Source organism: Chondromyces apiculatus DSM 436, assembly GCF_000601485.1.
Classification (GTDB): domain Bacteria; phylum Myxococcota_A; class Polyangia; order Polyangiales; family Polyangiaceae; genus Chondromyces; species Chondromyces apiculatus.
This window is the reverse complement of the sequence record NZ_ASRX01000013.1, coordinates 181,608-203,145: the sequence shown is the minus strand read 5'-3', so window position 1 is coordinate 203,145 and position 21,538 is coordinate 181,608. Positions and strand designations below refer to the sequence as shown.

Here is a 21,538-nt window from a genome sequence, read left to right as displayed (position 1 = left end):
CCGAGACTGCAGTGGTCAAGGCGTGGCCAAGCCTGCGGCTCCAAGCGGAGGAGTGGTCACGACTTGAGCGAGAGTGGGACGGCGGGATCATCCCAGGGTCCGAAGTTGCTGGCCGTCTAACTGGCGCAGAGGCCGACGTGCGGGTGGTCCTGGAGACGGTCCGCAGCGACGGGCGGGTCGACGCTGCATCCGGCGCGAAGGTGCCGAAGCAGGCCGACCCGCAAGGTGCGGACGTCGAATTGACGGACGCATGGACGAGAGCCGGAGCGCAGGCCCCGGCGATCGAGACGCTGCCAGAGCACGTGGCCGAGGCAGCACGGAAGGCCGACGCGGCGATCCCAACGAGCGCCAAGGTCGGCGTCGTCGCCGCCGTGTTCGGCGTCGGTGTGCTCGCGGTTGTCGGCGTTGCGGCCTACGCGCGGGTGGTTCTCCCCGGGTGGAAGTGAGGGACGACGATGCGGCTCGTGACGATGAAATCGCTGGTGGAGATCGCCCGCGCTCAGTCGCAGATCATTCGCCGCAACGCCTCCCCCACCGGTGGAGTGGGCAACGCCGTCGACCGCCACATGGTCGTGATCTTCCAGTCGCCCGACCAGCCGGAGATCCAGATGCTCGGCAGCGAGTTCCTGGAGTCCGAGGTTAACGACCTGCCGTTCGGAACCTACACCCTGATCGTCTACACGCTGGGCATCCCCGCCGACGGCGCGAGCCTCGCGGACGCGGCCGAGAATGACAACGTCGCGTGGTGCGGCCGGTGGGTGGAGGGGAACGCCGAGCGCGAGTCCGGCGGCGGCAGCGCGCTCGACGGCGTGAAGGCCTGCGTCGCCGCGAATGGGCTCCTTCAGCACACGCTGGTCACGACCGACCGAATGTTCAAGTCGGCCCAGAAAGCCCTGGCAGAGGAGCGAGAAGCTCTGCGTCACACGCACCGAGAGCTGCACGACGCGATGGTGCGGATCGACGACCTGACTCGCGAGGTCGAGGCGGCACGGCGCGAGGCTGCAGAGAGCGCGGTCTTGGTGCCCGATCGTGCGTGGGACGTGCTTATGAGGATCGCCGCTGCGTGGGGCGTCGACCTCGGGGATGGCGAAGGCGACATCCCCGAACCCATCATCACCTTCGTGGACGCCGCAGCAGCGGCCGCCAGGGAGGATCGGGCGGTCCGTGACGCGCTGCTGCGCCACGGCGCGCGCGACGGCCTGCGGCAGCTCGGTCTGCTGGAGGGAGACACGCCATGATCTACCGGCGCACGTGGCAGGGAGGCGGTTACATGGGACTGCCGGCGTGTGTCGCCCGGCCAGGTGACCTCCTGGTCGTCGAGTTCCAGGTCATCAGCGGTTCCGCGGCGACGAACTACGACACCGCCACCGGCCTCGGGCCTCACGTGGTGTACGAGCCGCGGTACGAGGCCGGCGCGACGCGCGACGACCACCCCGTCGGCTGGACTGGGCAGCGCGACGGCACGCAAAGCCCGACGAAGGGCCACCGCTTCACGGTCGACTCCCCTTTCGTGGTGCCGGTGGACGGCACGCTGGGGGTCGACGGCGGGCCGTCCGGCCCGGTCTACGGCGTCGTGTACAGCGTCTACCGCGCGCGCCAGCACGCCGTGGCGCCGCCGAGCATCAACCTCTTCGGCGCGCTGACCGCGCCGAAGCCGCTCCCGCACGGCACCTACGCCTTGCAGGCCGGCGCAGACGTGCGCGTGCGGCTCGAGAACGGCGCAACCGTGCAGGAGATCGACCTGCCACCGGGCTTGTTGGTCCCCATCGGGGCCCTCCATACGAGGGTCGACGGCGCCCCCGCGACCATCGAGCAGGTCGGCGGACGAGACACGCAGATCACCGCCTACCTGCTCCTGTGAGCGAGGCGAAGGCACCAGAAGGAGACGATGTCATGGGACTCTTGAAGCAGATCACCCGGAACCTGAAGGCGGGCACGCGCCTTCTCGACGCTCGCGCCTCCGAAGTCGAGGCCGCCCTCGAGGCCCGCCACGCGCACCGGGTGATGTCCGTGGCCGGTTTCGTGATCCGCGTCATGGGTCATGAGCACGCGAGCTCGGGGGACCTCGGTCTCGACAAGCTGGCGGACCAGGTTCGGCTCACCCTCCCCGTCGCGTGGCTGCAGGCCCTGATGCCGAGTCACAGCGACGTCCGGGCACTGGTGAAGCGGGTCCTGCCAGCGGCCGGAGTGCCGTTGGACGTGGCCCGGTCGGCTCTTGAAGCGTGGGACTGGGCCCTCGTCCATTCGCCCCGTTTCGGCGGCCCGCCGGGCGCGCCCGAGGCGGAGCAGGAGGAGTTCCGGGCGCGCCTGGTCCGCGTCCGCGACTACCTCGCGGGACAAGGGCTGACGCCTGCGTCTGACGATGCGCTCGCGCGTCAGGTGCTCGTCGCGACCATCTACCACACGCCGGGCACCCAGCTCGAGATCCCGTTCCTCCTGGGCCGAACCCAAGCGGGGACCCTGTGCGTGCGCACCTACGTGGAAGCCGGGGCGCCGTGAAGAATGCGATCATCCCTGCGGTCGCTGCCGTCGCCGGCGGCGTGGCTGGCATCGCTGGCGTCAAGCTCGCGCTCTCCGCGCGGGCGCAGGACGCGCGGGCGCACAAGGGCGATCCACGGTCGGGCAGCCAAGGGGCAGCCCCCTCTCCCGCGAGAGCCGAGGGCGATGTGCCGACGGCGCCCGCCGGAGCGTGCGAGGAGTATCCGCTCGACGCGGCGGTGAAGGTGCCCCCGAACTACGCCACGGCGGTCATCCGCTCCGCCCCGGTGATCCACGAGACGACGAAGATCGGCCTCCTGGAGCCTGGCACCCGGGTGGCCGTGGGCGACGTGGTGGTGATGCCGCCCGGCGAGCGCTGGATCCGCGTCCGCAAGCAAGACGGCCAGGAGGGGTTCATGCACGCGAACGTGCTTGAGCTCCCGGACGCCTACGCCACGCTCGGCGCCGCCAGCAGCATGCCCTCTTGGTGGCCCGCGGACCTGCCTCCCGACCACCGCTACAACTGGTCGTCCACGCCCGCGCCGGCGCCCCTCGAGGTGATCGAGAAGTGGAGGCGCCGCGGCGTCGTGCACTACCTCCGGGAGATCGGCGGGCAGGCCGCGGAGTTTGCCGAGCACGTCCTCGCCCACCAGCTCGCGGAGACCTCGGGCCGTGCTGGCAGCCCGCTGAAGGTCAGGGAGGGACACATCCCCTTTCAGATCGCCGCCCACTACGGGGGACGGCTCGCCGAGCTCGCCGCCCTCAACCCGGGCCTCGCGGCCAACAACTGGGCGGGGTGGCAACCCGGGAAGCTCCTGCTGCTCCCGCCGTCGTGGCTCTCCGAGGTCAAGCCGTACCCGCCGCGCGCGGGGGGGTCCGTCGCGCTCGGTGGAGGGGGGGCGTCGTGATCGACGACGATGTCGACATCGAGGGTGCGCCGAGCCGTTCTGGGGTCGGCCTCGGCGTGGTCCTCGTCGGCGTGGGCGCGCTCGCCGCGCTCCTCGCCGCCGCCGGCGCGTTTCTCCGCCGCCCCGGCGCGTTCGGGGAGCCTGCCGGCGCCGTCGACATGAGCCCCGCGAAGTCCGCGAGGCACAAGAGCGAACGCCAGGTGATGCGCGACGCCGCAGCCGCCATCCTCAAGAGGCCGCCGACTCTTGCGGAGATTCTTTACCTGCACGCCATCGCCGACCTCGAGTCGAGCTACGGCCGCGGGTGGAAGGGGGCGATGGTGGGCAGCAACAACTATGGCGCCGTGCAGTGCTCGGCATCGCAGGCGCGATCGGCTGGCGTCAGCGTCGCTGGAATTCCGCCGTGGCGCGCTGGCGGCGCGATCGGCGCAGCGCTCGGTGGTTTGCCGCAGGAGCGGCGCCTGGTCACCGGCCTGGTCACCCAGCACGCGCTGCACGCCGCCGCCGAGCGTGGCGACCTCGTCGTCTCCGAGCGTGTCGAGCTCGGCGCCGCTGGCGGCTCGGTCCGCTGCGTCCTCTACGAAGACAGCAGGGCCGACGGCTCGAAGTACTCCGTGTCGTTCAGGGCCTACGACACCCCGCTCGACGGCGCCACGGACCTCGCGAGGCATGTCTTCGGGCTGCGCCCGAGCGTTGCTGACGCTCTCTCGTCGCCTCAAGCAACCTGCTTCCGTGCGAGCTTCGCCATGAGGCGCGAGAAGTACTACGAGGGCTTCTGCCCCGCGGCGACGAAGGCGCACGGCGCAACGAACGTGCGGAAGAGCCTCGGCAACCCGGACGCCGACGCGGCGACGAAGGCCTGCGAGCAGGAAGCCGTCACCGCTCACGCCAAGCGCGCCTACCAGCTCGTCTCCGAGGCGGCGTTCGCCGCCGGCGACGCCAGGCGGATCCCTCTCGGCACGTTCGAGGACGCTAAGACCTGGTGGACGAAGCGCCGCGCGGCCGCGGGGGCGGGCAAGTGATCTCCTTCGTCGCCGCGCTCCGCCGAGCCGTCGCCTGCGCTATCGAGCCGGGCCCGCCAGCGGGTCCTCCCGTGGAGGGCTCCAGCGTGGGCTTGCTGGCCGACGCCGTGCGCGCCGGTGGGCACGACGAGCCTCGTTGGCTGCGGGTCCCGTGGTCCGCCGCCGGCGTGACCGTGGAGATCGGCGCCGCGCCGCTCTCGGTGACGGCGCCAGGCCTGCCGCGATGGCTCCCGGTCTCGTGGGACGAGACGCTGGAGATTTGCTCGCTGCTCGGGTGGGTCCCCTTCGCGGCCGACCTGGCGGACGCCGTGCACGCCGCCGCGGAGCTCAAGCTCGAGCCGGTGACGTTGGTCCGAACGGCCTCCGACGACACCGCGAAGTACATGCAGGCCCTCTCGACGTGCCGCACCTACAACGACCGGATGCGGGCGCAGATCCCGTGCGGCTTCCAGGGGCTCATCGGCTCCTGGGGAAAGCACTGGATCCTCAGCAATCGCAACCGCCACCTCCACGGTCGCGCGGGCACCACCTACGGCTGGCACCGCGCCAACGGGTCCCCCATTCAGGGACTCGGACCGGACGGCAAGGCACCGGCTCACGACGCCGTGTGGACCGACTACTCGCAGCTCCTCGTGCCCCTCCGACGCCACTGCACTGACGGCGACGGCCAGAGGCGCGAGCTCCTCGACGTGTACACCTCGCGGGGCCTGTCACGTGACGTCGCCTCGCGCCTCACCTGGAAGTGATCATCATGAGACCCAACATCCTCCCCATCCTCGCCGTCCTCTCCGAGATCGTCTGCATCGTCGCGATCGTGGTGCTATCCCTGGCCAACCTGTCGATCCCCGCTGCAGTGCTCGCGCCCATCCTGCTCACCCTCGCCGGGCACGTTGCAGGCGCCGGGCGCAACGCCCGGACGCCGAACGAGGCACCCCCGCCCGCGAGCAGCTCGACGCCGACCGTGGGCGGCGGCGGACGCTCGTCCCGGCGCGGCCCCCGCTTGCTCATGCGCGAGGCCTTCGCCGCCACCGGGCTCGGCTCTCTCTGCCGAGCGGTGGCGGGGACCCGCGGAGCTCGCGGGGCCGTGGTGGGCGCCGCCATGGCGTTCGCGGTGGTAGCCCTCGGCGCCGGCGACGCCCTCGCCGGCCCCACCGACTGCATGATCTGCAAGGCGCCGGACGGAACGCCGGCCCGGAACTTCGAGCCGTGCAACGACCACGGGGTCTGCGTGCAGGGGGTGTGCTGGCAGTTCTGCCAGAGCCCCAGCCTGTGCGCGGCGTACCCCCGCGGCGACGCCCTCTGTCACGAGGATGTCTGCGGCTACCACAGCCTCGAGGCCTGCCCGAGCCCGCCGGCGCCGCCGAGCTCGAGCTCGCCGGCGCCGCTGAGCTCGAGCTCCCCTCCGAACTCCTGACCCATCCGCCGTCCAAACGTTTCCATCCCTGCTTACACCCGCACACGCACAAGGATCACGCCATGCCCACCATCACTCTCACCCTGCCCGCCGCATTGGGATCCTCCAGCGCCGTGGACGCCACCGCCCTTGGGCCCGAGCGGCAGTTCACGTGGAACCCGTCCTCTGCGGAGGACCGCGTGGTGCTCGAGTCCTCAGCCAACGCGGCCTCCGGCAACAACTGGGCGCCTCTCGTCACGCTCGACGCGCAGAAGCGGGCCTGGTGCGCCACGGACCTGAGCTGCCACTACCGACTCACGCGGATCAAGGGCGCTGGCACCGGGGGCATCGTCCAGGTGTTCGGCCTCGCCCTCGACTGACCCCTCACCTCCCATCGAAGTTGCGCAGGACCGCCACAGTGTTGCGCGTTGTCCTGCGCGCCGTCGGCGGTGAAGCTGCCTTCACACCCCGCTCGACATCCGAAGGAGACACACCGTGAACCCGATCACCATGTACCTGGCCGCGTTCTGCGCTGCGCTCGAGGCCCTCGCGCCGCCCGCTGACGCAAAGCGGGCCGCCGAAGCGCAGCTCGTCCACGTCAACCTCCCGATCCCCACCGCGGCCGAGCTGCGCGACGGTGTCGAGCCCGGCGAGATCTACTGCGCCGTCTACCGCGTCTTCGCCGGGCAGCGCCCCTCCGACGCGCACCGGCTCGCGGCGAGCGCCGTGCAGGCTCTCGGCCTCGAGGTTCCCGCCTTCGGCCCATCGCCGGCGACGGTGGCAGCGTGAAGGGCGCCGTCGTCTTCCTCCTCTCGGCCCACGCCGTCGGCGCGCTCGCCCGCAGCGCCTGCAACGTCGCCATCACGCTGCACCGCCTGGGCGCCTTCGACCTCCGGCGTTCGTCCCTGGACGAGGCCTTCGGGTACGCGCAAGGGCAGGTCAGCTACGGGCCGCCCGACCAGCCTGACGCCGCTGACTGACCCCCTCCCTCCAGCACCACAGCAATCCGCGGGACTCGCGTCTCGCCCCCGGCGCCAACCACCCGGCCGCGAGGGAGGCGCATGTCCGTGGCGCACGTTACCCGGAGCGTCGTCGCGGTGGCACCGACGATCTCCACGTCGTACGTCACGACCCCGTGCCAGCCCACGACCCGCAACTTGCCGCGGTCAAAGTTCGAGGCCTCTACCTTGCTGGGTGAACCTTTCAAGCGCTCCTCCTCGAGGCCTCGAAACCCTGCCACCACCTGCGCTCAGTCGATGCGCACGAAGTGGAAAGACCACGTATCGCTGACCGTAAGCTCCGACTCTCTGACCGCTCGCGGCGGCATCGCCTCCACCAGGTCGGCGCGGGACAAGCTCACCAGTTCAGCCCTCTGCGCCCTGAGCAACTGCTGCTTGAACCTGGGCAGTTTGGCGCGCGTCTCCACCCGTCGCGTCATCTCCTCGTGCACGGCACAGATAAACACCTTGGCCCTGCCAAACACGACGCCTTCCCACTTCCGCTGGTGCTGCCCACCACGCCTCGCCTGCCGCAGGAGAGACTTCGCGCTGGCGTTGACCAACTGGGCGAATTCCTTGAGATCCTCGCCCACCTCCTCCATGTCACCCTCCACCACGGCCGGCTTTCTGGGCGGCAGCGGTTGCGGCGCGACCGACCTAGCGGGCGGCTTCATGGGCCTTGCCCTCCATGACGCAATCGTCCTCTCGCGAGTCGTCCACCAGCTCCGGCGCGCCGCCACTTCGAGCCGGTTTATCTCGTTTCGGTGCGTTCATTGCCACGCTGGACCTCCTTGCAGTTGAAGCTTAGGGCGAGCAGGTTTCGAGGCCTCAAGGCCTCGAAACCCTGTCACCACATGCGCTCAACCCACGCGCACGAAGTGGAACGTGGAGTCCCGATGCGTGATCAGGGACTCCGCCACCGCCTTGGCTGGCATGTGTTCCACGAGATCGGCCCTGGTGAGCTCCAGAAGGCCAGCGAGGTGCGCCTTCAGGAGCTTCTCCTTGAAACCCGGGAGCTGGGCCCGGGTCTCCACCCGGCGCACCATCTCGTCGTGGAGGGCCGAGACGAAGACCTTGTAACGGCCGTGCACGATCCCCGACCACTTCTTGTCGCCGCTGGCGGCCGGCCCAGCCTGCTTCACCAACGAGCGCGCGCTCGTGGCCACCAAGGTCGCGAACTCCTTCAAGTCCTCGGGCACCTCGTCGCTTGCGTACGCCTCTGCCATCCGTTTCTCGTGGGCGGACAGGCGCGGATGGACCGCCACCGGCTTGTGGGCCTCGAGCGCACTTTTTCGCACCGCGCGCGCCGGCTCCTGGAGTTCGTGAGACGGCGACCGCTTCGTCGCTGCCCCGGCACCATGCGCGCGGAGCCGCTCCTCGAGCGCCTTGGCGCGCGCCTGTCGGTCCGCTTCATCCCGCCGTTTCCGCTCTTCCCGCGCGCGCTCCTGAGCGGCGACCTTCTCGGGCGGCGCCTGCCGCTTCGGGATCGGCTCTCCTACATCTTTCGGCAACTTCGTTTGTCGAGGTTTCGGACCATGGTCATCGATTTTTTGAGACACGTTCGCCTCCATCACGGCCTCTCGGCCGCGACCTTCCAGTGAGCTGGGAGCGACGCCGAACCGCCGGCGGCGCTCGCTGCGGCGGGGAAGGCCCCGCCCCCGTTCGTCAGCGCGCCGCCGCCGCTCCCTGCGCGGTGCGCCGCCGTCTGAGCGCCGTGCACAGGCCCGCCCACCGGACGCGCTCGGGCTCAGAGCGATGCTGCAGGATCTCGTTCGCCCTGCGCAGCGTGGGGGCGACCCGCGGGTCGCCGTGGTCTCGGAGGAGCACGAGCTGCTCGACCGCGAGCTCGTATAGCCTCTCGACCACCAGGACCTCGACGAGCGCGACGACGCCTCGCGGCGGCGGCTCGACGCCAGCGCCGACCGGCGCGTGCTCCGGGCACCGCCAGCGGAGCCGGCCGTGAGTCCAGTCGTGCGCCCAGCCCGCGACGTAGGCGTTCGGGAACCCGCGCCAGGTCTTCACCAAGTCGCACTCCACGCACACGATGAGCCGTTGCCGCTCCGCCTTCTGCCGGAAGATGTCCGCGTAAGCGCGCCGCCCTGACTTCAGGGCATCCACCGCCGCCTTCCGGGTGGCCCTCATGTGCCCCCCTCGTCGTGGAGCGAACAAGGGCTGTCACCGGCCTCCCACTGGCACTGGCACCTCGACGACCGCGAGCCCTCGCGGCGCGCCTCCCGCTCTCGCTTCCAGCGCGTCAACTGCTCGCCGAGCTCGTCGGCGTCTCGCGCAGAGATCACGAAGCCCGCTCCCCGCCGGTCCCCCAGGAAGACGGAGCCCCCGATCCCACGGACCTCTTCTGAGAGTTCGTTCGTAACGGCGAGCACGGGCCCGTGGTCCCGCACGTCGGCGAAGTAGACCTTCATCGGTCACCCCCCTGGCGTGAAGGGGCCGGAGCGAGGAGATCTGGAACCTCCGGGGGTTCAGCCGCACCGCCGAGCGCCGCGCGCTGCTCGGCAATTTGCCCATCGACGACATGGTCCCTCCACGCCTCCCGGAGCTCCGCGAGCAAGACGGGCGGCGGCAACACGGCGTGGATGATGCGCACCGCCTCTCGCTGCGCTTCCCGCGCCCGCTCAGGCTCGTGGCCCTCCATGATCCCGTACAGCCTCGTCAGCGCCTCGACCGACCTCTGGACAGCCGCCTTTCCTCTCATCACGGCTGCTTGGTGGTCCCACACCGCGTCGTGTGGCGGCGCGCCGACGGACAGAACCCACCGCCACGACGCCGACACCGCGTGGGCGATGGCGTCGAGGCACGAAGCGTGAGGGAGGGCGTCCGCCCCTTCATCTCGCTCAATGACGATGGCTCTTCTCGCCGCCTCGTCTGCTTCACGTTCCCAGTCCTGGAGCAAGCGGCAGGCATCGCCTTCACGCCAGTCCTGCGCTCCACGAAGCGGACGCGTCTCGTGCCGCGTCAAGAAGCCCGTCGCCGCGTCCGCGACAGCAAGCACGGCACGCGACACGAGGAAGGGCGGGACGAAGCCTGGGGCGCGCCGTCGCAGGGCGCGTGCGGCGAGCAGCCCAGCCAGCACGATGAGCAGCACCGCATCACAGGTGGTGAGGAGGAATCCCGCCGCGCTCTTCGGGAGGACGCTCCCGCCCGTGCCGCTGTATTCGGTCCTGCTCGGTCGGAGCAGGGGCAATCCTTGTGGGATCTCGCTCGAGATCAGGCCCACCGCCTGACACTCGGCCTCCAGGAGCTGCACGTGATCCCGCAGGTCCCCTTGGGTCCGCGCGCTCACCACGGCACCCCGGCACTTTCCGCCGCGCGCCTCGACACCGCCTCGACCTCCGCGACGATGACCTCAACGGGCAGCTCGCGCACGAACGTCGACCGGAGAAGTCGTCGCCGCTCTGGGTTGGCGGCCAGGAGCCACGCGCCCTGAAGCGCCGCCCGGCCACGGGCCACCCCGATGCGCGTGATGCCGCCGTCGAGAGGTCCCCCTCGGTTCCACGCCTCAGCCGCGATCAAGGCGTCAGCGATCGCGGCGTGACGCACGCCCACGGTGCTCACCGGACTGCGTGCCCTCTCGTGATCCGCCCAGCGGAGGCCGGCGAATGGGTCACCGACCCGCCAACGCAGCGCGGCCTCTAGTGCGTCGTCAGGCTCTGCCAGGGTCGCCGCGGCGACCACCCGCAGGACAGCACGCCCGACCAGCCATGGAGTCACGAAGCCTCGCTCGCGGCTGTTCACGGCGCGCGCCGCCAGCAGCGCGACGACGCCGAAGAGTTCCTCGAGGGCGCACGAGCTGAGCGCCGCGTGGCCACTCATGCCGGGGAGGGTCGGAAGCCGATCCAAGACGGTGCCTGCCTCTCTGCTCGACTCCTGCAGGTCTCGCAGGATGCGCACCATCTCCGCCGCGGTGAGCCTGTCATGCTGGGGCCAGCCCACGACGGCGCCGAGCGTCGACCGCGCCTGGGCCCATGCGTGCCCAACGAGCGCTTGGTCGACGGCGGCGAGATCTTCCCGCAGCCTGTCCGCCGCCGCGAAGATCTCCGCGCGAGACGCTTCCGCCTCCGGAAGGCGTCGGAACCAGTCGTCGATCAAGTTCGTGAGGACGCGCCTCTCCTCGGGGGAAGCGTCGTGCCCTGGGTGGGGGTCCTCATGCGCCCTCGCGGCCGTGAGGACCGGGGTCCCGCCGCAGAAGCCACAGAGCCCCGAGTCGTCCCCCCGCGGGGCGTAGTCGCAGGTGCAGGTCACGCACCCCGCGCAGGGCTCGCCTCGGTGTTCGCGGGGGCGGGGCGCCTCGAGCTGCTCGACGCCTTCGAGCACAACCCGCTCCGGCGCGCCGCCATCCGTTGCCCGATCATCTCGTTTCGGTGTAATCATCTCCACGCTGGATCTCCTTTCAGTTCCGGCCACGCCCCCGGGTGTTTCCGCACCGCGGGGGCTCTTCGTTTCTCGACGCGATCTGCTCATGCGTCCCTCGCCCTGCGCGGCGCCGTCGGCGGCCCGCGCCCCCGAGCTGCTCCCAGGCACGGCGGCGAAACCTCTTGCGGCGTCCGTCGTTGCTGTCCGCTTCACCCCCGGGCCAGAGTTCGCCCTGCGCTGCCCCCTTGTCCGCGCCGCGGGCGCGCCGGCACCCAACGACGCGCGCCAACGAGAAGCCGCCCGTGATGCCCGACAGCAGGATCACAGGGGTCCCGTCGCCGAGCTGCCAGGGAGCGCTGCGCGCCACGGTGTGCATCACCTCGCCCCCGTCCCGCGCCACCAGCACCTCGCGACCCGTCGCGAAGCCCGGGCGCGACATCCGCGCGATGGCCACGAAGAGCGAGGCTGTGCGGCAAGATGCGCGGTGCGCGGCCTCGAGCGGCGCGCCGCAGCAGGGCCAGAACTTCACCCGCACCGCCGGGCAGCGGCGCCCCGTCGGAGCGCAGATGGAGCAGGGGTCGCTCATGACGCCCTCGCGTGGCGCCATTGGGTCTCTCGGTTGTTCACGATGCACCGCCCTGGTCGGTCAGCGACATCGCGCGTTGTTGCTCCTCGACTTGAGCTTCGATCTCCCTCGCGGGCTGTTCGAGAGCGATCTGGCGCTCGGTCACCTCACGCGCCGTGAGCGACTTGCGGCCGGCAGCCTCTCGGCGGACGTTCAACGCCGCGAGTGCATTCCACAGGGTCTCCTCGTCGTCGTCGCAAGAGGAGCCGTTCTGCAGCGACGCCAGATCCCAGACCACCTCGACCAGATCCGCCTTGCTCACCATCCCCGCGAGCACCGCGGCAACGCGGGGGACAGCGGGTTTCCTCTTGGTGCCGCTCATCGCTGCACCTTCCGGCCGTCGAGGAGTTCGACGCTGAGCCGCAGCCGCGCTCGCCCCCCCCGCACCCAAGGCACGAGCTGCGAAGCGAGGTCACCGAGTTCGGTCACCCCGCTCTCCGCTTCGCCGAGCACGCCATCTGCCCCCGTGAGGACCATCAGCACGCCACCGCCGGCGCCGCCGAGCTCACACGTGCCCAGGTCCAGCGCCGCCCTCGGGGCGGCTCGCCACTGGAGGATCAGCCTCTCCACCCTGGCGCGCTCCGTCGCCGTGAGGTCGGGGGCCGGGTGCGGATCCCCCGCCGCGTGCAGCACCGGCCGCCCTCCGCAGGAGACACACCGTCCCCCGCTGCCCACGTCCTCCGGCGCGATCGCACAGACGCAGGACACGCAATCGGGGCAACGCTCGTGCCCGGGCGGGCATTCGCCCAGCGGCAGCGCGCCGCCCTCCAGGAGCTCCTGCAGCTCGCTGATCGCCCTCCGAGCCCAGGCCGACGCCTCATCCCGGAGCAGCGGCGACGGGTGCGGCTCGGCCACACGACGACGGGCCGCCACCGCGGGCACACCACCGCATCGCCGACACAGGCCGCGGAGCATGGGAGGGTCGAAGGAGCAGACGCAGGTCACGCACCCGTCGCAGGGGCAACCCAGCGCCAGGGCCCTCCGATCGTCGCGGAGCTCCAACGCCGCATCACACCAGGCCAGCGCGTGATGCTGGCCGATCTCCACCAGCCTCGCGTGTCGGCGCTCGTCCCAAAACGGGTGCCGGACCATGGAGGCTGCCGCGTCCATGTACTTGTCGGCCGTCGCACGCGCGCTCGCCACACGCGCCTCGAGCGCCTTCACTCGGAGCGCGAGGGTCCGCCGGTTGGCGTCCGCGTCGCCGGGAGGCAACTGGAGCTGCTTCATCGGCTCACCTCGTTGACTTCCAGGTTGTCAAAGCGGGTGTACGACGCCGTGAACCGCAGCCAGACGCTGCCCGTCGGGCCGTTGCGCTGCTTCGCGAGGATCGCCTCTGCGCGCCCCTTCGACGTGCTGGTCTCCGGGTTGTAGTACTCATCCCGGTGGATGAAGATCACCGTGTCCGCGTCCTGCTCGAGGGCGCCGGATTCACGCAGGTCCGAGAGCTGGGGGCGCTTGTCGGCACGTGACTCAACGGCGCGGCTGAGCTGCGAGAGCGCGATGACGGGGACCCCGAGTTCATTCGCGAGCTGCTTCAGGCCCCGAGAGAGCTCGCTGACCTCCTGCTCCCGAGTCACCGCGCCGTCGCGGCCCTTCATGAGCTGGAGGTAGTCGACGACGACGAGGCCGACGCGCCGGCCGGTGACGCCCGGGGCTTCGGCGCGGTTGAACTCCGCCTGGAAGCGGCGCACCTTCGCGCGAAGCTCGAGCAGCCCGAGCGCTGGTGGTGCCTCGATCCGAATCGGCAGCCCAGCGAGGTACGTCGACGCGCCCGTGAGACGCCGCCAGTCCTCGGGGGTGAGCATCCCCTGCCGCACCTTCCCGAGGTCGACGCGCCCCTCCGAGCACGCCATGCGCTGGGCGAGCTGGTCCGCCGGCATCTCGAGCGAGCAGATGAGAACGGCCTGGTGCGGAAGGGCTCCTGGGCTGTCAGGCCCGCAAGAGGCCACGTTCACGGCGAGGTCGAGGACGAACGCGGTCTTGCCCATCCCGGGACGCCCAGCGACGATCGTGAACTCGCCGTCGTGCAGGCCCGCAGTCAGCGCGTCGATGCCGTGGAAGCCGGTTGAGGTGCCGGTGATGCGGTCGCGCCGTTCAGCCGCCGCTACGATTCGCGCCAACGCTGTGGTGAGGGCCTCGCCCATCGTGTGCGCGGACTTCTGCATCGACGTCCGCGCAAGCTCGTAGATCGACTGCTCCGCACCATCGATGAACGCCTCCGCGTCACCGACGTCTCCGTAGCCTTCCGCCGCGACACGCTGGCACGTCGCGATGAGCTGGCGCAGGCGCCACTTCTCCCGAACAATCGCCGCATGCGACTGCACGTTGGCGACGGCGGGCGTGGCGTCCGCGAGCACCGCGAGGTAGGCAGATCCGCCAATCTGGACCAGCCGCTCGCGGTCGCGCAGCCAGGACGCGACGGTGACGGTGTCGAGGGCTCGACCTGCGAGGGACAACTCCTGAGCCGCCTCGAACACCCACCCGTGTGCCCCGTGATAGAAGTGCTCCGGCTTCAGCACCTCCAGCACCTTGTCGAGAGCGCTGCGGTCGTTGAGGATCGCCGACAGAACCGCGGCCTCCGCGTCCAGGTCGTGCGGGGGCAAGCGCCCGGCGACCGCAACGGGCTTGAGGTGAGACGCCGTCCCCGCGCGTCGCCCGCGGGACTGCACTGCCACGGCGCCGTTCACGCCGCCCTCGCTGAGGCGGCGGACACCGACGCCAGTGCCCGGCGACCGTCGGCCGCGCTCCGCTCAGGGTCGTAATCACGCGGGGGCTCGGCGGAGGCGATGGGGGCCTGAACCAGCGTCGCCGGACGGCAGACCGTGATCGCAAGCTCACTGGTCACACGGTCGAGATCGCGCTCGAGTTCGTGGAGCGGGTGGCGCCGGTCCGACAGGTAGCCCCGCGCCCCCGGCTGGCCTATCCACCACCGGAACGCCGCGTCGCACACCCGCTCGAACGCCGCCCCGAACCTCTCGTCCTGAAGCTGCGCCCTCGCAGCGAGCAGCTCGAACCTCGCGAGGATCCGCGCGCGGGTCGAGTCCGAGATTCGCGACAGGTCAGCGACGACCTCGGCTGGGATCTTGTGCGCGCGCTCCCGCTGCGCCGCCCACGTCCGGGCGACGATGCCCCAGAGCTCAGCGGGCGAGAATGTGTCGCCCTCTGACGACCCTGCTCCGACGTGTACCGACGTGTCGGATGCACCCCCGAGAAACGCTCTTTCACGCGATAACACCGGGCCCTATGTGACCATATGTTATGCATGTCGAGGTGCGCCCGCCTCCCACCTCGTCCCAGCATGGTGCCAATCGGAGGCCCGCGCAGATTCACGAGCTGTTCTCCGTGCTTGGACCCGCATCCTGGAGCCATCCGAGGAGAGGCCCAGCCCATTTCGCGACGGATCCGCGACCACGCATGGGGGACCTGGCGACCACGCATGTGCGACCTGGCGACCACCCAAGGGCCACCTGGGGTGGTGGCCTACTTCGGCCACCCCGTCATCTGGGCCGCGTTGGGTCGGGCCCGTCGGGGAAGAGGGAGAGCTGGACGGGACGGCCGGTCTTGAGGGTCACGGGCTTGGCCGTGGGCGTCTCCGCGGCAGGCTCGGTGAGGAGCGCGGCGAGCAGCTCCTCCACGGTCCACACGTGGTCGGTGATGCCCGCTCGCATCGCGGGGCTGACCCGCAAGGTCTTCACCACGCGCGTCCTCGCGCCCGACGTCGCCGCGCTTCTCGAGGATCCTTCGCCCTGCGGGTGATCCGGCGGGCCCAGGAGCCTTTGCGCGCTCGCTCCCCTTCTCAGGTCGGCCTTCTCCAGCGTTGCGGCCATCCTCCCCCTGCCGGCCGAAGGTCGCGTCTCCGCTCTCGTCCTCCTCATTCTCTCCGCCGCCTGCGCGAGCGCCGCGAGCACCGGCCCTTTCGGCAGCTCCAACTCCACCCTGGTGTCCTCGCGGCGACGAGGTCGATCCGCGCGATGACGGGACACGCCGTGAGCCGCTCGGGCGCCTTCGCCATGAGCGCTGCGCCTTTCGCGACGGAAACCTCGTTGCATGTGCCCATCGGCCGCTCGGCCGGCGATACGCTCGACAGCGTTGGCGACGTGCACACGCATGGACGCCGCGCCCCATAAGCGCCGCCTATTGATCCATAAACAGAACGAAAGGGTGGAGAGGGCGGGCCACTGTTACAACACCTCTCGCCACGACGTGTGGTGCGCAGCGCGAACGCCTGGCAAGCGATCTCGCGGCGATCGCCCGCACCCACGCGATGCTCCATTCAGCATCGCGGGGGGGTGGTGATCTGCTGGTTCACGGGGTGATTCAACAGATCACTCTTCGTGTGATCTTGCAAATCGCGCTGACTACAGAGTTCGTCCAAATAAGCTGATTCGATACCGAGGAGAACACCACGATGAAGACCATGAAATTGCTTACGGGCATCCTCTTGTTCACGGGGTCCGCAACCATCAATGGCTGCTCGACGGCGGAACTCTCCGACAGCGCAGACGATGCGCTGGAACCGATCGGAGAGGCGAATCAATCCCTCCTGGGTCGTCCGCTGATCTATGGCCAGACCTACTCGATCAAGAACGGGCACGCCAGCTTCACGGGAGGCTATCTCGACGTCCGCGGGTCCGGCTGCAAGGAGAACAAGCTCTGCGTCTCGACGTCGGTCACTTCCACGAGAGACAACGGGAGCGGCACCTGGAAGATCCTGTCCGCGACCGGCAAGCAGGACGGCACCCAGGTGATGAACGGCGATCTGGTCCATTTGTTCAACATGTACGCCGGCAACGGTGGGTACCTCGACGTCCGTGGGTCCGGCTGCAATGGGAACAAGCTCTGCGTCTCGACGTCCGAGTCGAGCGGGCGAGACAGCAACAGCGGCACGTGGAGGATCTCGGTCGACGCCGGCGTCGGCACCGGCCCGGTGACGGAGAGTCAGGACGTCCACTTCCTGAATGCGTACAACAATTTCGACGGAGGCTACCTCGATACGAAGGATTACGGTTGTATGGGCAACTGGGAGTGTGTGTCCACCACCGCGAACTATGAGAGAGACAGCCTCAGCACACATTGGAGGGTTGAGGTGCCGGGAGACTACTCGACGAGGGATATCGCCGCCAGGTTCGCGCCGCAGCTCCGTTTCGACGGAGGCGCGTCGAGCTTCCCGATGTCGGCCAAGACCTACTACGATGAAGTCGTCGCCCATGGGAACGTGTCTGGCGACAACATGGAGAATACGAGCCTCGACCTGACGGCGCCCACGTACTACAGCGTGCAGACCAGCAGCACCGGCAACGTCCGCCAGACTCGAATCCTGTACTGGTGGTTCTACGGGCTCCAGCACTCCTGCTCAGGCGACGTGGCCGGCGGGGACTCGACGAATGGTGATTGGAACGGTTACCACAACGGGGACTGGGAGCGGGTGATGGTGACCCTTGGCGAGGACATGAGCACCATCGCGGCGGTCACGTACTGGCAGCACAGCGGGCGTTACACCAGGCTCGCCGCGCAGTCTGGGTTCGAGCTCATGAACGCCTCACACCCTGTCGTGTACGTCGGAAAAGTGAGCCACGGCAGCTATCACGACCAAGGCGGCAACGGCACCTGCCCCTACTACAAGGACTATCGCAACAACACCAACGCGAGCCTGCGCCTCGGCCCCCCCTACAACAATCTGGTCGACCTCAATCCCACGGAGCAAGGCAGCTACAGCGAGAGTTGGATGATCCGCGATGGTAATCCCAATGAGGAGTTCAGCTGGGGATATCGCGGGGTGAGCACCCACCCTGTGCGCCAAAGCCAGAATGCCTTCGACGTGACCGCGTGCGAGGGGTTGGATGGAGAGTGGGGCACACGGGGGTGCATGGATGGGAAGTCAGACTGCAGGTTCGGCGATGAGCCAGGGGCGCCGGGGCTGTGTTTCACGCCTTGCACGACAGGCTACCAACAGTACAGCTACGAGGATGAGATGGGCGTCACGTCGTATATGTGCCTCACCGGGAACCCAACACTTCATCCGCTCGCCTATCCTCGGAGGTATGCCAGTTACTATCAGATCCCGAGGACCGACGTCGGTCTCCTGAAGCAAGGCCACGAAGGCGCCGTCCCGTAGCGGCGCCCTCCCTCGGATCCACACCTCGGCGCCCGGCCGATCCGCCTCTTTGATCGATGGGCCCGAGGCCAGATTCAGGCAAAACCGGCCACCACCCCACCTGGCGACCACGCATGTGCGACCTGGCGACCACGCATGTGCGACCTGGCGACCACGCAAGGGCCACCTGGCGACCACGCATGGGGGACCTGGCGACCACGCATGGGGGACCTGGCGACCACGCATGGGCCACCTGGCGACCACGCAAGGGCCACCTGGCGACCACGCAAGGGCCACCTGGCGGCTAGCCCAGGAGGTCCGAACCTGGCGCGAACTGGTCCATGAGCAGTTCAAAGACCACCCACGTCACTCCGTAGGAGATCTGTACGAAGCCGCTGCTACTTCTTCTGACGTATCGTTCCCGGCTGCTGCTTTCGCGGACCTGCACTACCCCGAGGCTTGCTGGACGCCGACCCAGTCGGGGTTTTTACTGGAACTGCCTTCCTGGGAAGACGGATGCGGTACCTGGTGGTCGTCGTGGGGGCCACCATTCGATCCAGGAGATTTTGCACCTCCTCCGGAGCTTCACAGGGTCTCCGACCGAGTTTCTCGCAGCGTCCACGATGAGATCGATCAGGCTGCCTCGCACCGCGCGGCGTGCCTCCTTGGGGAGCCCGCTCCGGACCTTGTCGAGGATGAACGCCGCGCGCTTCTTGCCACGGTGCCACGTCTCAGGGGCCTTGCGGATCTCTTCGAGCGTCCGTTTCCGAGCCTCCGGCTCTGGAAGCGTCACCTTTCGCCTGGTCGTTTCCGTGAGGAGCTGACCGTCCTTGGTCCGGCGATGGAACGGGTAGCGACCCTCGTACGCTTCTTCCTCCAGCCCGCGGTCGGCATCGGCCTCCTCGATGGCCTTCGTGACCACCTCCTGCAAGGCGTCGGCTTTGACGACGTGCTCCGGGACATGCTCCCGCAGCCAGGCTGTGAGGCATTCGGCGTCGAGGAACAGCGACTCGATGCAGTTGCGCGACCAGACCGCCTCGATCGCCTCGAAATGCGGCGCGTCGCTGCTCGACGTGAGCTTCGGCGCGCGCTCGTAAACTCCTCGCCCACGTCACCCTGGAGGCGCGGGTGCAGGTGGGCCTCCGGCTCGTCGAGCAGGAAGACGACCGGCCGACGGGTGCCTTGCGCACGCTCCTTCCGGATCCGCTCCAGCGCGGCATACAGCGCGACGAGGCTCACCAGGCCCGCGCCCGCGGAGGACAGCTCCAGCTCGCCGTTGGAGTCGCGGTACGTCACCACCAGATCGGCACGTGCCTCTGCGTCGATCTGTGCAGTACGCTGGACGATCCGCGTCTGGAGTGTTCGTCCCAGGAACTCGTTCATGGCGAGGTGCACCCCCTCGCCCACGGCTGCGTCCCTGAAGATCTGGCGCCAGTCGGCGAGAGGAATGAGGCGCGACGGGTCGTGGACGACCTCCTTCGTGCACACCTCGATGACATCGTCTTCCTTGCGCACCCGCGGCTTGATGCTCTCGTCCGCGAGCGCGAGCCTGAAAGCTTCGCTGACCACCCGGACCGTGTGCAGGACCGAGGTCTTCCCGGCGCTGTTCTTGCCGATGATCCCGGTCACCGCGCCGCAGGGCACGTCGAGCGCGCTGAGCCCGCGAAAGTTCGAAATTTCGATCCGACGGAGCATGCCGGCGCCACGCTACCACGCTGCTGTTTGCTTGCGCAGGCTCCGCCCTTGCGCTGGCATGCCCCCTCATGCTCCCCGCTCCCGATCCTGCCGCCGCGCCTCTCCTCGCCGACCTCCTCCCGCGCCTCAAGCTCGGCCTCACCCAGGCCCGCGCTTACCGGGGGCACCTCCTCGGGCACTTCGGCCCGCCGGATGCGCTCACGCCCGAGGAGAGCTGGCACGTCGACCTCACGGAGCCTTCCTTTCACATCTACGACAACCACAAACCGCGCACCGACTTCGACGTGCAGCTCGTCGGTACCTGGTCGGGCAGGGATGGCTCCTTCGTCTGGGGGCATCACAACCCGAGCATCGCCAGCGTGGGCACCGAGCGCCTCGCCGCCTGGCTCGACCAGCAGCCCGACCTCGCGCCCCTCGCGCGCATCCCGCGCTTCCACCTCTCCAGGGAGGACGCCGACGATCTCACCTGCTGGATCACCATGCTCTTCGGCTGGATCGGGCCCTACCCTGGCGCGACCGGAGATGTCGTCGCCATGCTCGCGGTGAAGCCCCTCCCCCCACGGGGCAGCGCGCACCCGCTGCTCTGGTGCACCTTCTGCGGCAAGACCCAGCGGCAGGTGCAGAAGCTCATGGCCGGGAAGCTGTGCAACCTCTGCGATGGGGACGACTGCCTCGGGCTCTTCGCCGAGGTGCGCGAGACCATCGAGACGCCGAAGTCCGAGCGCACGGTGATCCCCCCCGGACTCGGCTGCTGTCTCTGTTACGGCGAGAGCCGGCCAGTCATCCAGCACAGGTACACGGGGGTCTGCGTCGACTGCATCGACCTCGTGAACGAGATCCTCACGGGGTGATTGCGCTGAGCGCGCGCGCCCTCGCGGAGCGTCCCCGCCTCAGTCCGCGTCGTGCCCGTCCACGAACGCCACCAGGCGCTCGATGTAGAGGGGCTCCACGATCGACGTGAGGTGCGTGCGCTTCGGGAGGATCACGTTCTCGAAGTCCGCAAGCTCGCGCTCCATCCGCGCGGTCTTCGAGTACGGGAAGTCGAACTCCCCGTTCACCGCCTGCACCGGGAAGTCGATGGCCGTCAGATCGATCGGCTGCGGCCACCAGCTCTCCCACGCGGCGGCGATCGCCCCCTGCACCTCGGTGTCCGGCTGCGGCATGTCCTCCTGGGCCTCGGCGAAGGCCGCCAGGATCTCCCCCTCCTCGGGATCGGTGCCCACCGGGTCGCGCGCCTCCGCCTCGGCCTTGAGCGCTTCGTCGGTCTCCTCCACCCCGCCGCCCCCGAGGTGCGCCGTGATGAACCGCCCCGGCACCCGGGCCATCAAGACCCGCGTCATGGCGCTCCCCATCGAGTAGCCGCCGAGGTGCGCCCTGTCGAGGTGCAGGTGATCGAGCAGCTCGACGACATCCGTGACCATCCGCTCCCCGTACGCCTCCGGCACGCGGGGCTTGTCGCTCTCCCCGTGCCCCCGCTGATCGAGCAGGATGACCTGGTGGCGCGCGCCGAGCGCCTCCGCCGCAGGGGTCGGCGTACCGGGTTTTTCCGGCTCCGAGGCGCAGCCAGCGAGCGTGACGAGGGCCATTGCAGAGGCGACGACGAATGCTTTCACCATGCACATCTCCAGTCGTTTTCCAGGCGCCATTTTCCAGGCGCCATGGGGCAATGAGGCCGATCGAGCCGACACGCAGTGGCGAACCCTCACGCAATGACGGACCGAGGGCCTCGGGGTGCTCTCCCCGGCGCCGCTCTCTTCAAGCCTTGTGCCTGACCGAGCGTGCAACTTTTCTGACCGATCGTACAGAAAGAGGAGCCACAAACCTGGCCGATCGGTCAAAACAGGGACGCGCGCGGCCACCGCCGGTGTGAACGCGCGGCCACCATCCCCTCCCAACGCGCGAACACAGTGGGCTGGCGCGCGCGGCGGGGGGCGGCGGTGCGCCGCTCCCCGGG

The 21,538-nt window shown here is 69.4% G+C and carries 27 protein-coding genes and 1 pseudogene; 13 read left to right on the top strand and 15 right to left on the bottom strand.

Annotation, left to right across the window (positions count from 1 at the left end):
* Positions 1-137: 137 nt before the first annotated feature.
* The 11 genes from CAP_RS50170 to CAP_RS09710 all read left to right on the top strand — a co-directional run bounded on the left by CAP_RS50170 (position 138) and on the right by CAP_RS09710 (position 6,781).
* Positions 138-446, top strand: coding sequence for a hypothetical protein (locus CAP_RS50170; RefSeq protein WP_156040652.1), 309 nt, complete (start codon positions 138-140; stop codon positions 444-446).
* A 9-nt stretch (positions 447-455) separates the two neighbouring features.
* Positions 456-1,238 carry a hypothetical protein gene (locus CAP_RS09755; RefSeq protein WP_044238903.1) on the top strand — a complete coding sequence of 261 codons (783 nt, stop codon included), beginning with the start codon at positions 456-458 and terminating at the stop codon, positions 1,236-1,238.
* The gene (locus CAP_RS09750; protein ID WP_044238902.1) at positions 1,235-1,861 is read left to right on the top strand and encodes a hypothetical protein; all 627 of its coding nucleotides are present in this window, start codon (positions 1,235-1,237) and stop codon (positions 1,859-1,861) included. Before CAP_RS09755 ends, CAP_RS09750 begins: the two co-directional genes overlap by 4 nt.
* A 41-nt stretch (positions 1,862-1,902) precedes the next feature.
* Complete coding sequence (locus CAP_RS09745) at positions 1,903-2,499, top strand: hypothetical protein (RefSeq protein WP_156040651.1); 597 nt, start codon at positions 1,903-1,905, stop codon at positions 2,497-2,499.
* Complete coding sequence (locus tag CAP_RS09740; protein WP_044238899.1) at positions 2,496-3,386, top strand: SH3 domain-containing protein; 891 nt, start codon at positions 2,496-2,498, stop codon at positions 3,384-3,386. The genes CAP_RS09745 and CAP_RS09740 overlap by 4 nt, the downstream gene beginning before the upstream one ends.
* Complete coding sequence (locus CAP_RS09735; RefSeq protein ID WP_044238897.1) at positions 3,383-4,408, top strand: hypothetical protein; 1,026 nt, start codon at positions 3,383-3,385, stop codon at positions 4,406-4,408. Before CAP_RS09740 ends, CAP_RS09735 begins: the two co-directional genes overlap by 4 nt.
* Positions 4,369-5,154, top strand: a complete 786-nt coding sequence (locus tag CAP_RS09730) for a hypothetical protein (RefSeq protein WP_044238896.1) — start codon at positions 4,369-4,371, stop codon at positions 5,152-5,154. The genes CAP_RS09735 and CAP_RS09730 overlap by 40 nt, the downstream gene beginning before the upstream one ends.
* Before the next feature lie 5 nt (positions 5,155-5,159).
* The gene (locus tag CAP_RS09725) at positions 5,160-5,822 is read left to right on the top strand and encodes a hypothetical protein (RefSeq protein WP_156040650.1); all 663 of its coding nucleotides are present in this window, start codon (positions 5,160-5,162) and stop codon (positions 5,820-5,822) included.
* Between the two features lie 62 nt (positions 5,823-5,884).
* A complete protein-coding gene (locus CAP_RS09720) occupies positions 5,885-6,181 on the top strand; it encodes a hypothetical protein (protein WP_044238892.1) in 297 nt (98 codons plus the stop codon).
* A gap of 115 nt (positions 6,182-6,296) precedes the next feature.
* Positions 6,297-6,590, top strand: a complete 294-nt coding sequence (locus tag CAP_RS09715; RefSeq protein WP_044238890.1) for a hypothetical protein — start codon at positions 6,297-6,299, stop codon at positions 6,588-6,590.
* Positions 6,587-6,781 (top strand): hypothetical protein, encoded by a 195-nt coding sequence (locus tag CAP_RS09710; RefSeq protein ID WP_044238887.1) that lies wholly within the window; start codon positions 6,587-6,589, stop codon positions 6,779-6,781. Before CAP_RS09715 ends, CAP_RS09710 begins: the two co-directional genes overlap by 4 nt.
* Before the next feature lie 269 nt (positions 6,782-7,050).
* Here the strand turns inward: CAP_RS09710 and CAP_RS09705 are convergent, their stop codons facing one another.
* From CAP_RS09705 to CAP_RS50155, 12 genes are all read right to left on the bottom strand, one after another.
* Positions 7,051-7,473, bottom strand: a complete 423-nt coding sequence (locus CAP_RS09705) for a hypothetical protein (RefSeq protein WP_156040649.1) — start codon at positions 7,471-7,473, stop codon at positions 7,051-7,053.
* A gap of 186 nt (positions 7,474-7,659) precedes the next feature.
* Positions 7,660-8,310, bottom strand: coding sequence for a hypothetical protein (locus tag CAP_RS50165; protein WP_156040648.1), 651 nt, complete (start codon positions 8,308-8,310; stop codon positions 7,660-7,662).
* 154 nt (positions 8,311-8,464) lie between these two features.
* The gene (locus CAP_RS09690; protein ID WP_044238878.1) at positions 8,465-8,941 is read right to left on the bottom strand and encodes a hypothetical protein; all 477 of its coding nucleotides are present in this window, start codon (positions 8,939-8,941) and stop codon (positions 8,465-8,467) included.
* Complete coding sequence (locus tag CAP_RS09685) at positions 8,938-9,222, bottom strand: hypothetical protein (RefSeq protein WP_044238875.1); 285 nt, start codon at positions 9,220-9,222, stop codon at positions 8,938-8,940. Before CAP_RS09685 ends, CAP_RS09690 begins: the two co-directional genes overlap by 4 nt.
* Positions 9,219-10,100, bottom strand: a complete 882-nt coding sequence (locus tag CAP_RS09680) for a hypothetical protein (protein WP_156040647.1) — start codon at positions 10,098-10,100, stop codon at positions 9,219-9,221. Before CAP_RS09680 ends, CAP_RS09685 begins: the two co-directional genes overlap by 4 nt.
* A complete protein-coding gene (locus tag CAP_RS50160) occupies positions 10,097-11,194 on the bottom strand; it encodes a hypothetical protein (RefSeq protein WP_231511263.1) in 1,098 nt (365 codons plus the stop codon). The genes CAP_RS09680 and CAP_RS50160 overlap by 4 nt, the downstream gene beginning before the upstream one ends.
* 13 nt (positions 11,195-11,207) lie before the next feature.
* Positions 11,208-11,756, bottom strand: a complete 549-nt coding sequence (locus tag CAP_RS09670; RefSeq protein ID WP_156040645.1) for an abhydrolase domain-containing protein — start codon at positions 11,754-11,756, stop codon at positions 11,208-11,210.
* 37 nt (positions 11,757-11,793) lie between these two features.
* Positions 11,794-12,117, bottom strand: coding sequence for a hypothetical protein (locus tag CAP_RS09665; protein WP_156040644.1), 324 nt, complete (start codon positions 12,115-12,117; stop codon positions 11,794-11,796).
* The gene (locus CAP_RS44150) at positions 12,114-13,022 is read right to left on the bottom strand and encodes a hypothetical protein (RefSeq protein WP_052374642.1); all 909 of its coding nucleotides are present in this window, start codon (positions 13,020-13,022) and stop codon (positions 12,114-12,116) included. Before CAP_RS44150 ends, CAP_RS09665 begins: the two co-directional genes overlap by 4 nt.
* Positions 13,019-14,482 carry a replicative DNA helicase gene (gene dnaB / locus CAP_RS09650; RefSeq protein WP_231511261.1) on the bottom strand — a complete coding sequence of 488 codons (1,464 nt, stop codon included), beginning with the start codon at positions 14,480-14,482 and terminating at the stop codon, positions 13,019-13,021. Before dnaB ends, CAP_RS44150 begins: the two co-directional genes overlap by 4 nt.
* Positions 14,479-15,030, bottom strand: coding sequence for a hypothetical protein (locus tag CAP_RS09645; protein ID WP_044238855.1), 552 nt, complete (start codon positions 15,028-15,030; stop codon positions 14,479-14,481). Before CAP_RS09645 ends, dnaB begins: the two co-directional genes overlap by 4 nt.
* 262 nt (positions 15,031-15,292) lie before the next feature.
* Positions 15,293-15,490 (bottom strand): hypothetical protein, encoded by a 198-nt coding sequence (locus CAP_RS50155; protein WP_156040643.1) that lies wholly within the window; start codon positions 15,488-15,490, stop codon positions 15,293-15,295.
* A 713-nt stretch (positions 15,491-16,203) separates the two neighbouring features.
* Here CAP_RS50155 and CAP_RS44145 point away from each other — a divergent pair.
* The gene (locus tag CAP_RS44145; RefSeq protein WP_052374640.1) at positions 16,204-17,910 is read left to right on the top strand and encodes a hypothetical protein; all 1,707 of its coding nucleotides are present in this window, start codon (positions 16,204-16,206) and stop codon (positions 17,908-17,910) included.
* A 466-nt stretch (positions 17,911-18,376) separates the two neighbouring features.
* On the opposite strand, the gene CAP_RS53485 is transcribed toward CAP_RS44145, so the two are convergent.
* The gene (locus CAP_RS53485; RefSeq protein ID WP_044238851.1) at positions 18,377-18,820 is read right to left on the bottom strand and encodes a hypothetical protein; all 444 of its coding nucleotides are present in this window, start codon (positions 18,818-18,820) and stop codon (positions 18,377-18,379) included.
* 161 nt (positions 18,821-18,981) lie between these two features.
* A pseudogene (locus CAP_RS56080) lies at positions 18,982-19,584 on the bottom strand (ATP-dependent nuclease); the annotation flags it as partial.
* Between the two features lie 68 nt (positions 19,585-19,652).
* On the opposite strand from CAP_RS56080, the gene CAP_RS09630 reads away from it, so the two are divergent.
* A complete protein-coding gene (locus tag CAP_RS09630; RefSeq protein WP_044238848.1) occupies positions 19,653-20,435 on the top strand; it encodes a DUF6882 domain-containing protein in 783 nt (260 codons plus the stop codon).
* A gap of 39 nt (positions 20,436-20,474) precedes the next feature.
* On the opposite strand, the gene CAP_RS44140 is transcribed toward CAP_RS09630, so the two are convergent.
* Positions 20,475-21,200 carry an alpha/beta fold hydrolase gene (locus CAP_RS44140; protein ID WP_197041096.1) on the bottom strand — a complete coding sequence of 242 codons (726 nt, stop codon included), beginning with the start codon at positions 21,198-21,200 and terminating at the stop codon, positions 20,475-20,477.
* Positions 21,201-21,538: the final 338 nt, after the last annotated feature.

Bases quoted from the DNA above. Each gene is read 5' to 3' on its own strand.
- CAP_RS44145 (WP_052374640.1), top strand. From the start codon at position 16,204: ATGAAGACCATGAAATTGCTTACGGGCATCCTCTTGTTCACGGGGTCC.
- CAP_RS09685 (WP_044238875.1), bottom strand. From the start codon at position 9,222: ATGAAGGTCTACTTCGCCGACGTGCGGGACCACGGGCCCGTGCTCGCC.
- CAP_RS09670 (WP_156040645.1), bottom strand. From the start codon at position 11,756: ATGAGCGACCCCTGCTCCATCTGCGCTCCGACGGGGCGCCGCTGCCCG.
- CAP_RS09690 (WP_044238878.1), bottom strand. From the start codon at position 8,941: ATGAGGGCCACCCGGAAGGCGGCGGTGGATGCCCTGAAGTCAGGGCGG.
- CAP_RS09630 (WP_044238848.1), top strand. From the start codon at position 19,653: ATGCTCCCCGCTCCCGATCCTGCCGCCGCGCCTCTCCTCGCCGACCTC.
- CAP_RS09720 (WP_044238892.1), top strand. From the start codon at position 5,885: ATGCCCACCATCACTCTCACCCTGCCCGCCGCATTGGGATCCTCCAGC.
- CAP_RS44140 (WP_197041096.1), bottom strand. From the start codon at position 21,200: ATGGTGAAAGCATTCGTCGTCGCCTCTGCAATGGCCCTCGTCACGCTC.
- CAP_RS09755 (WP_044238903.1), top strand. From the start codon at position 456: ATGCGGCTCGTGACGATGAAATCGCTGGTGGAGATCGCCCGCGCTCAG.
- CAP_RS09665 (WP_156040644.1), bottom strand. From the start codon at position 12,117: ATGAGCGGCACCAAGAGGAAACCCGCTGTCCCCCGCGTTGCCGCGGTG.
- CAP_RS09705 (WP_156040649.1), bottom strand. From the start codon at position 7,473: ATGAAGCCGCCCGCTAGGTCGGTCGCGCCGCAACCGCTGCCGCCCAGA.
- CAP_RS44150 (WP_052374642.1), bottom strand. From the start codon at position 13,022: ATGAAGCAGCTCCAGTTGCCTCCCGGCGACGCGGACGCCAACCGGCGG.
- CAP_RS09725 (WP_156040650.1), top strand. From the start codon at position 5,160: ATGAGACCCAACATCCTCCCCATCCTCGCCGTCCTCTCCGAGATCGTC.
- CAP_RS09750 (WP_044238902.1), top strand. From the start codon at position 1,235: ATGATCTACCGGCGCACGTGGCAGGGAGGCGGTTACATGGGACTGCCG.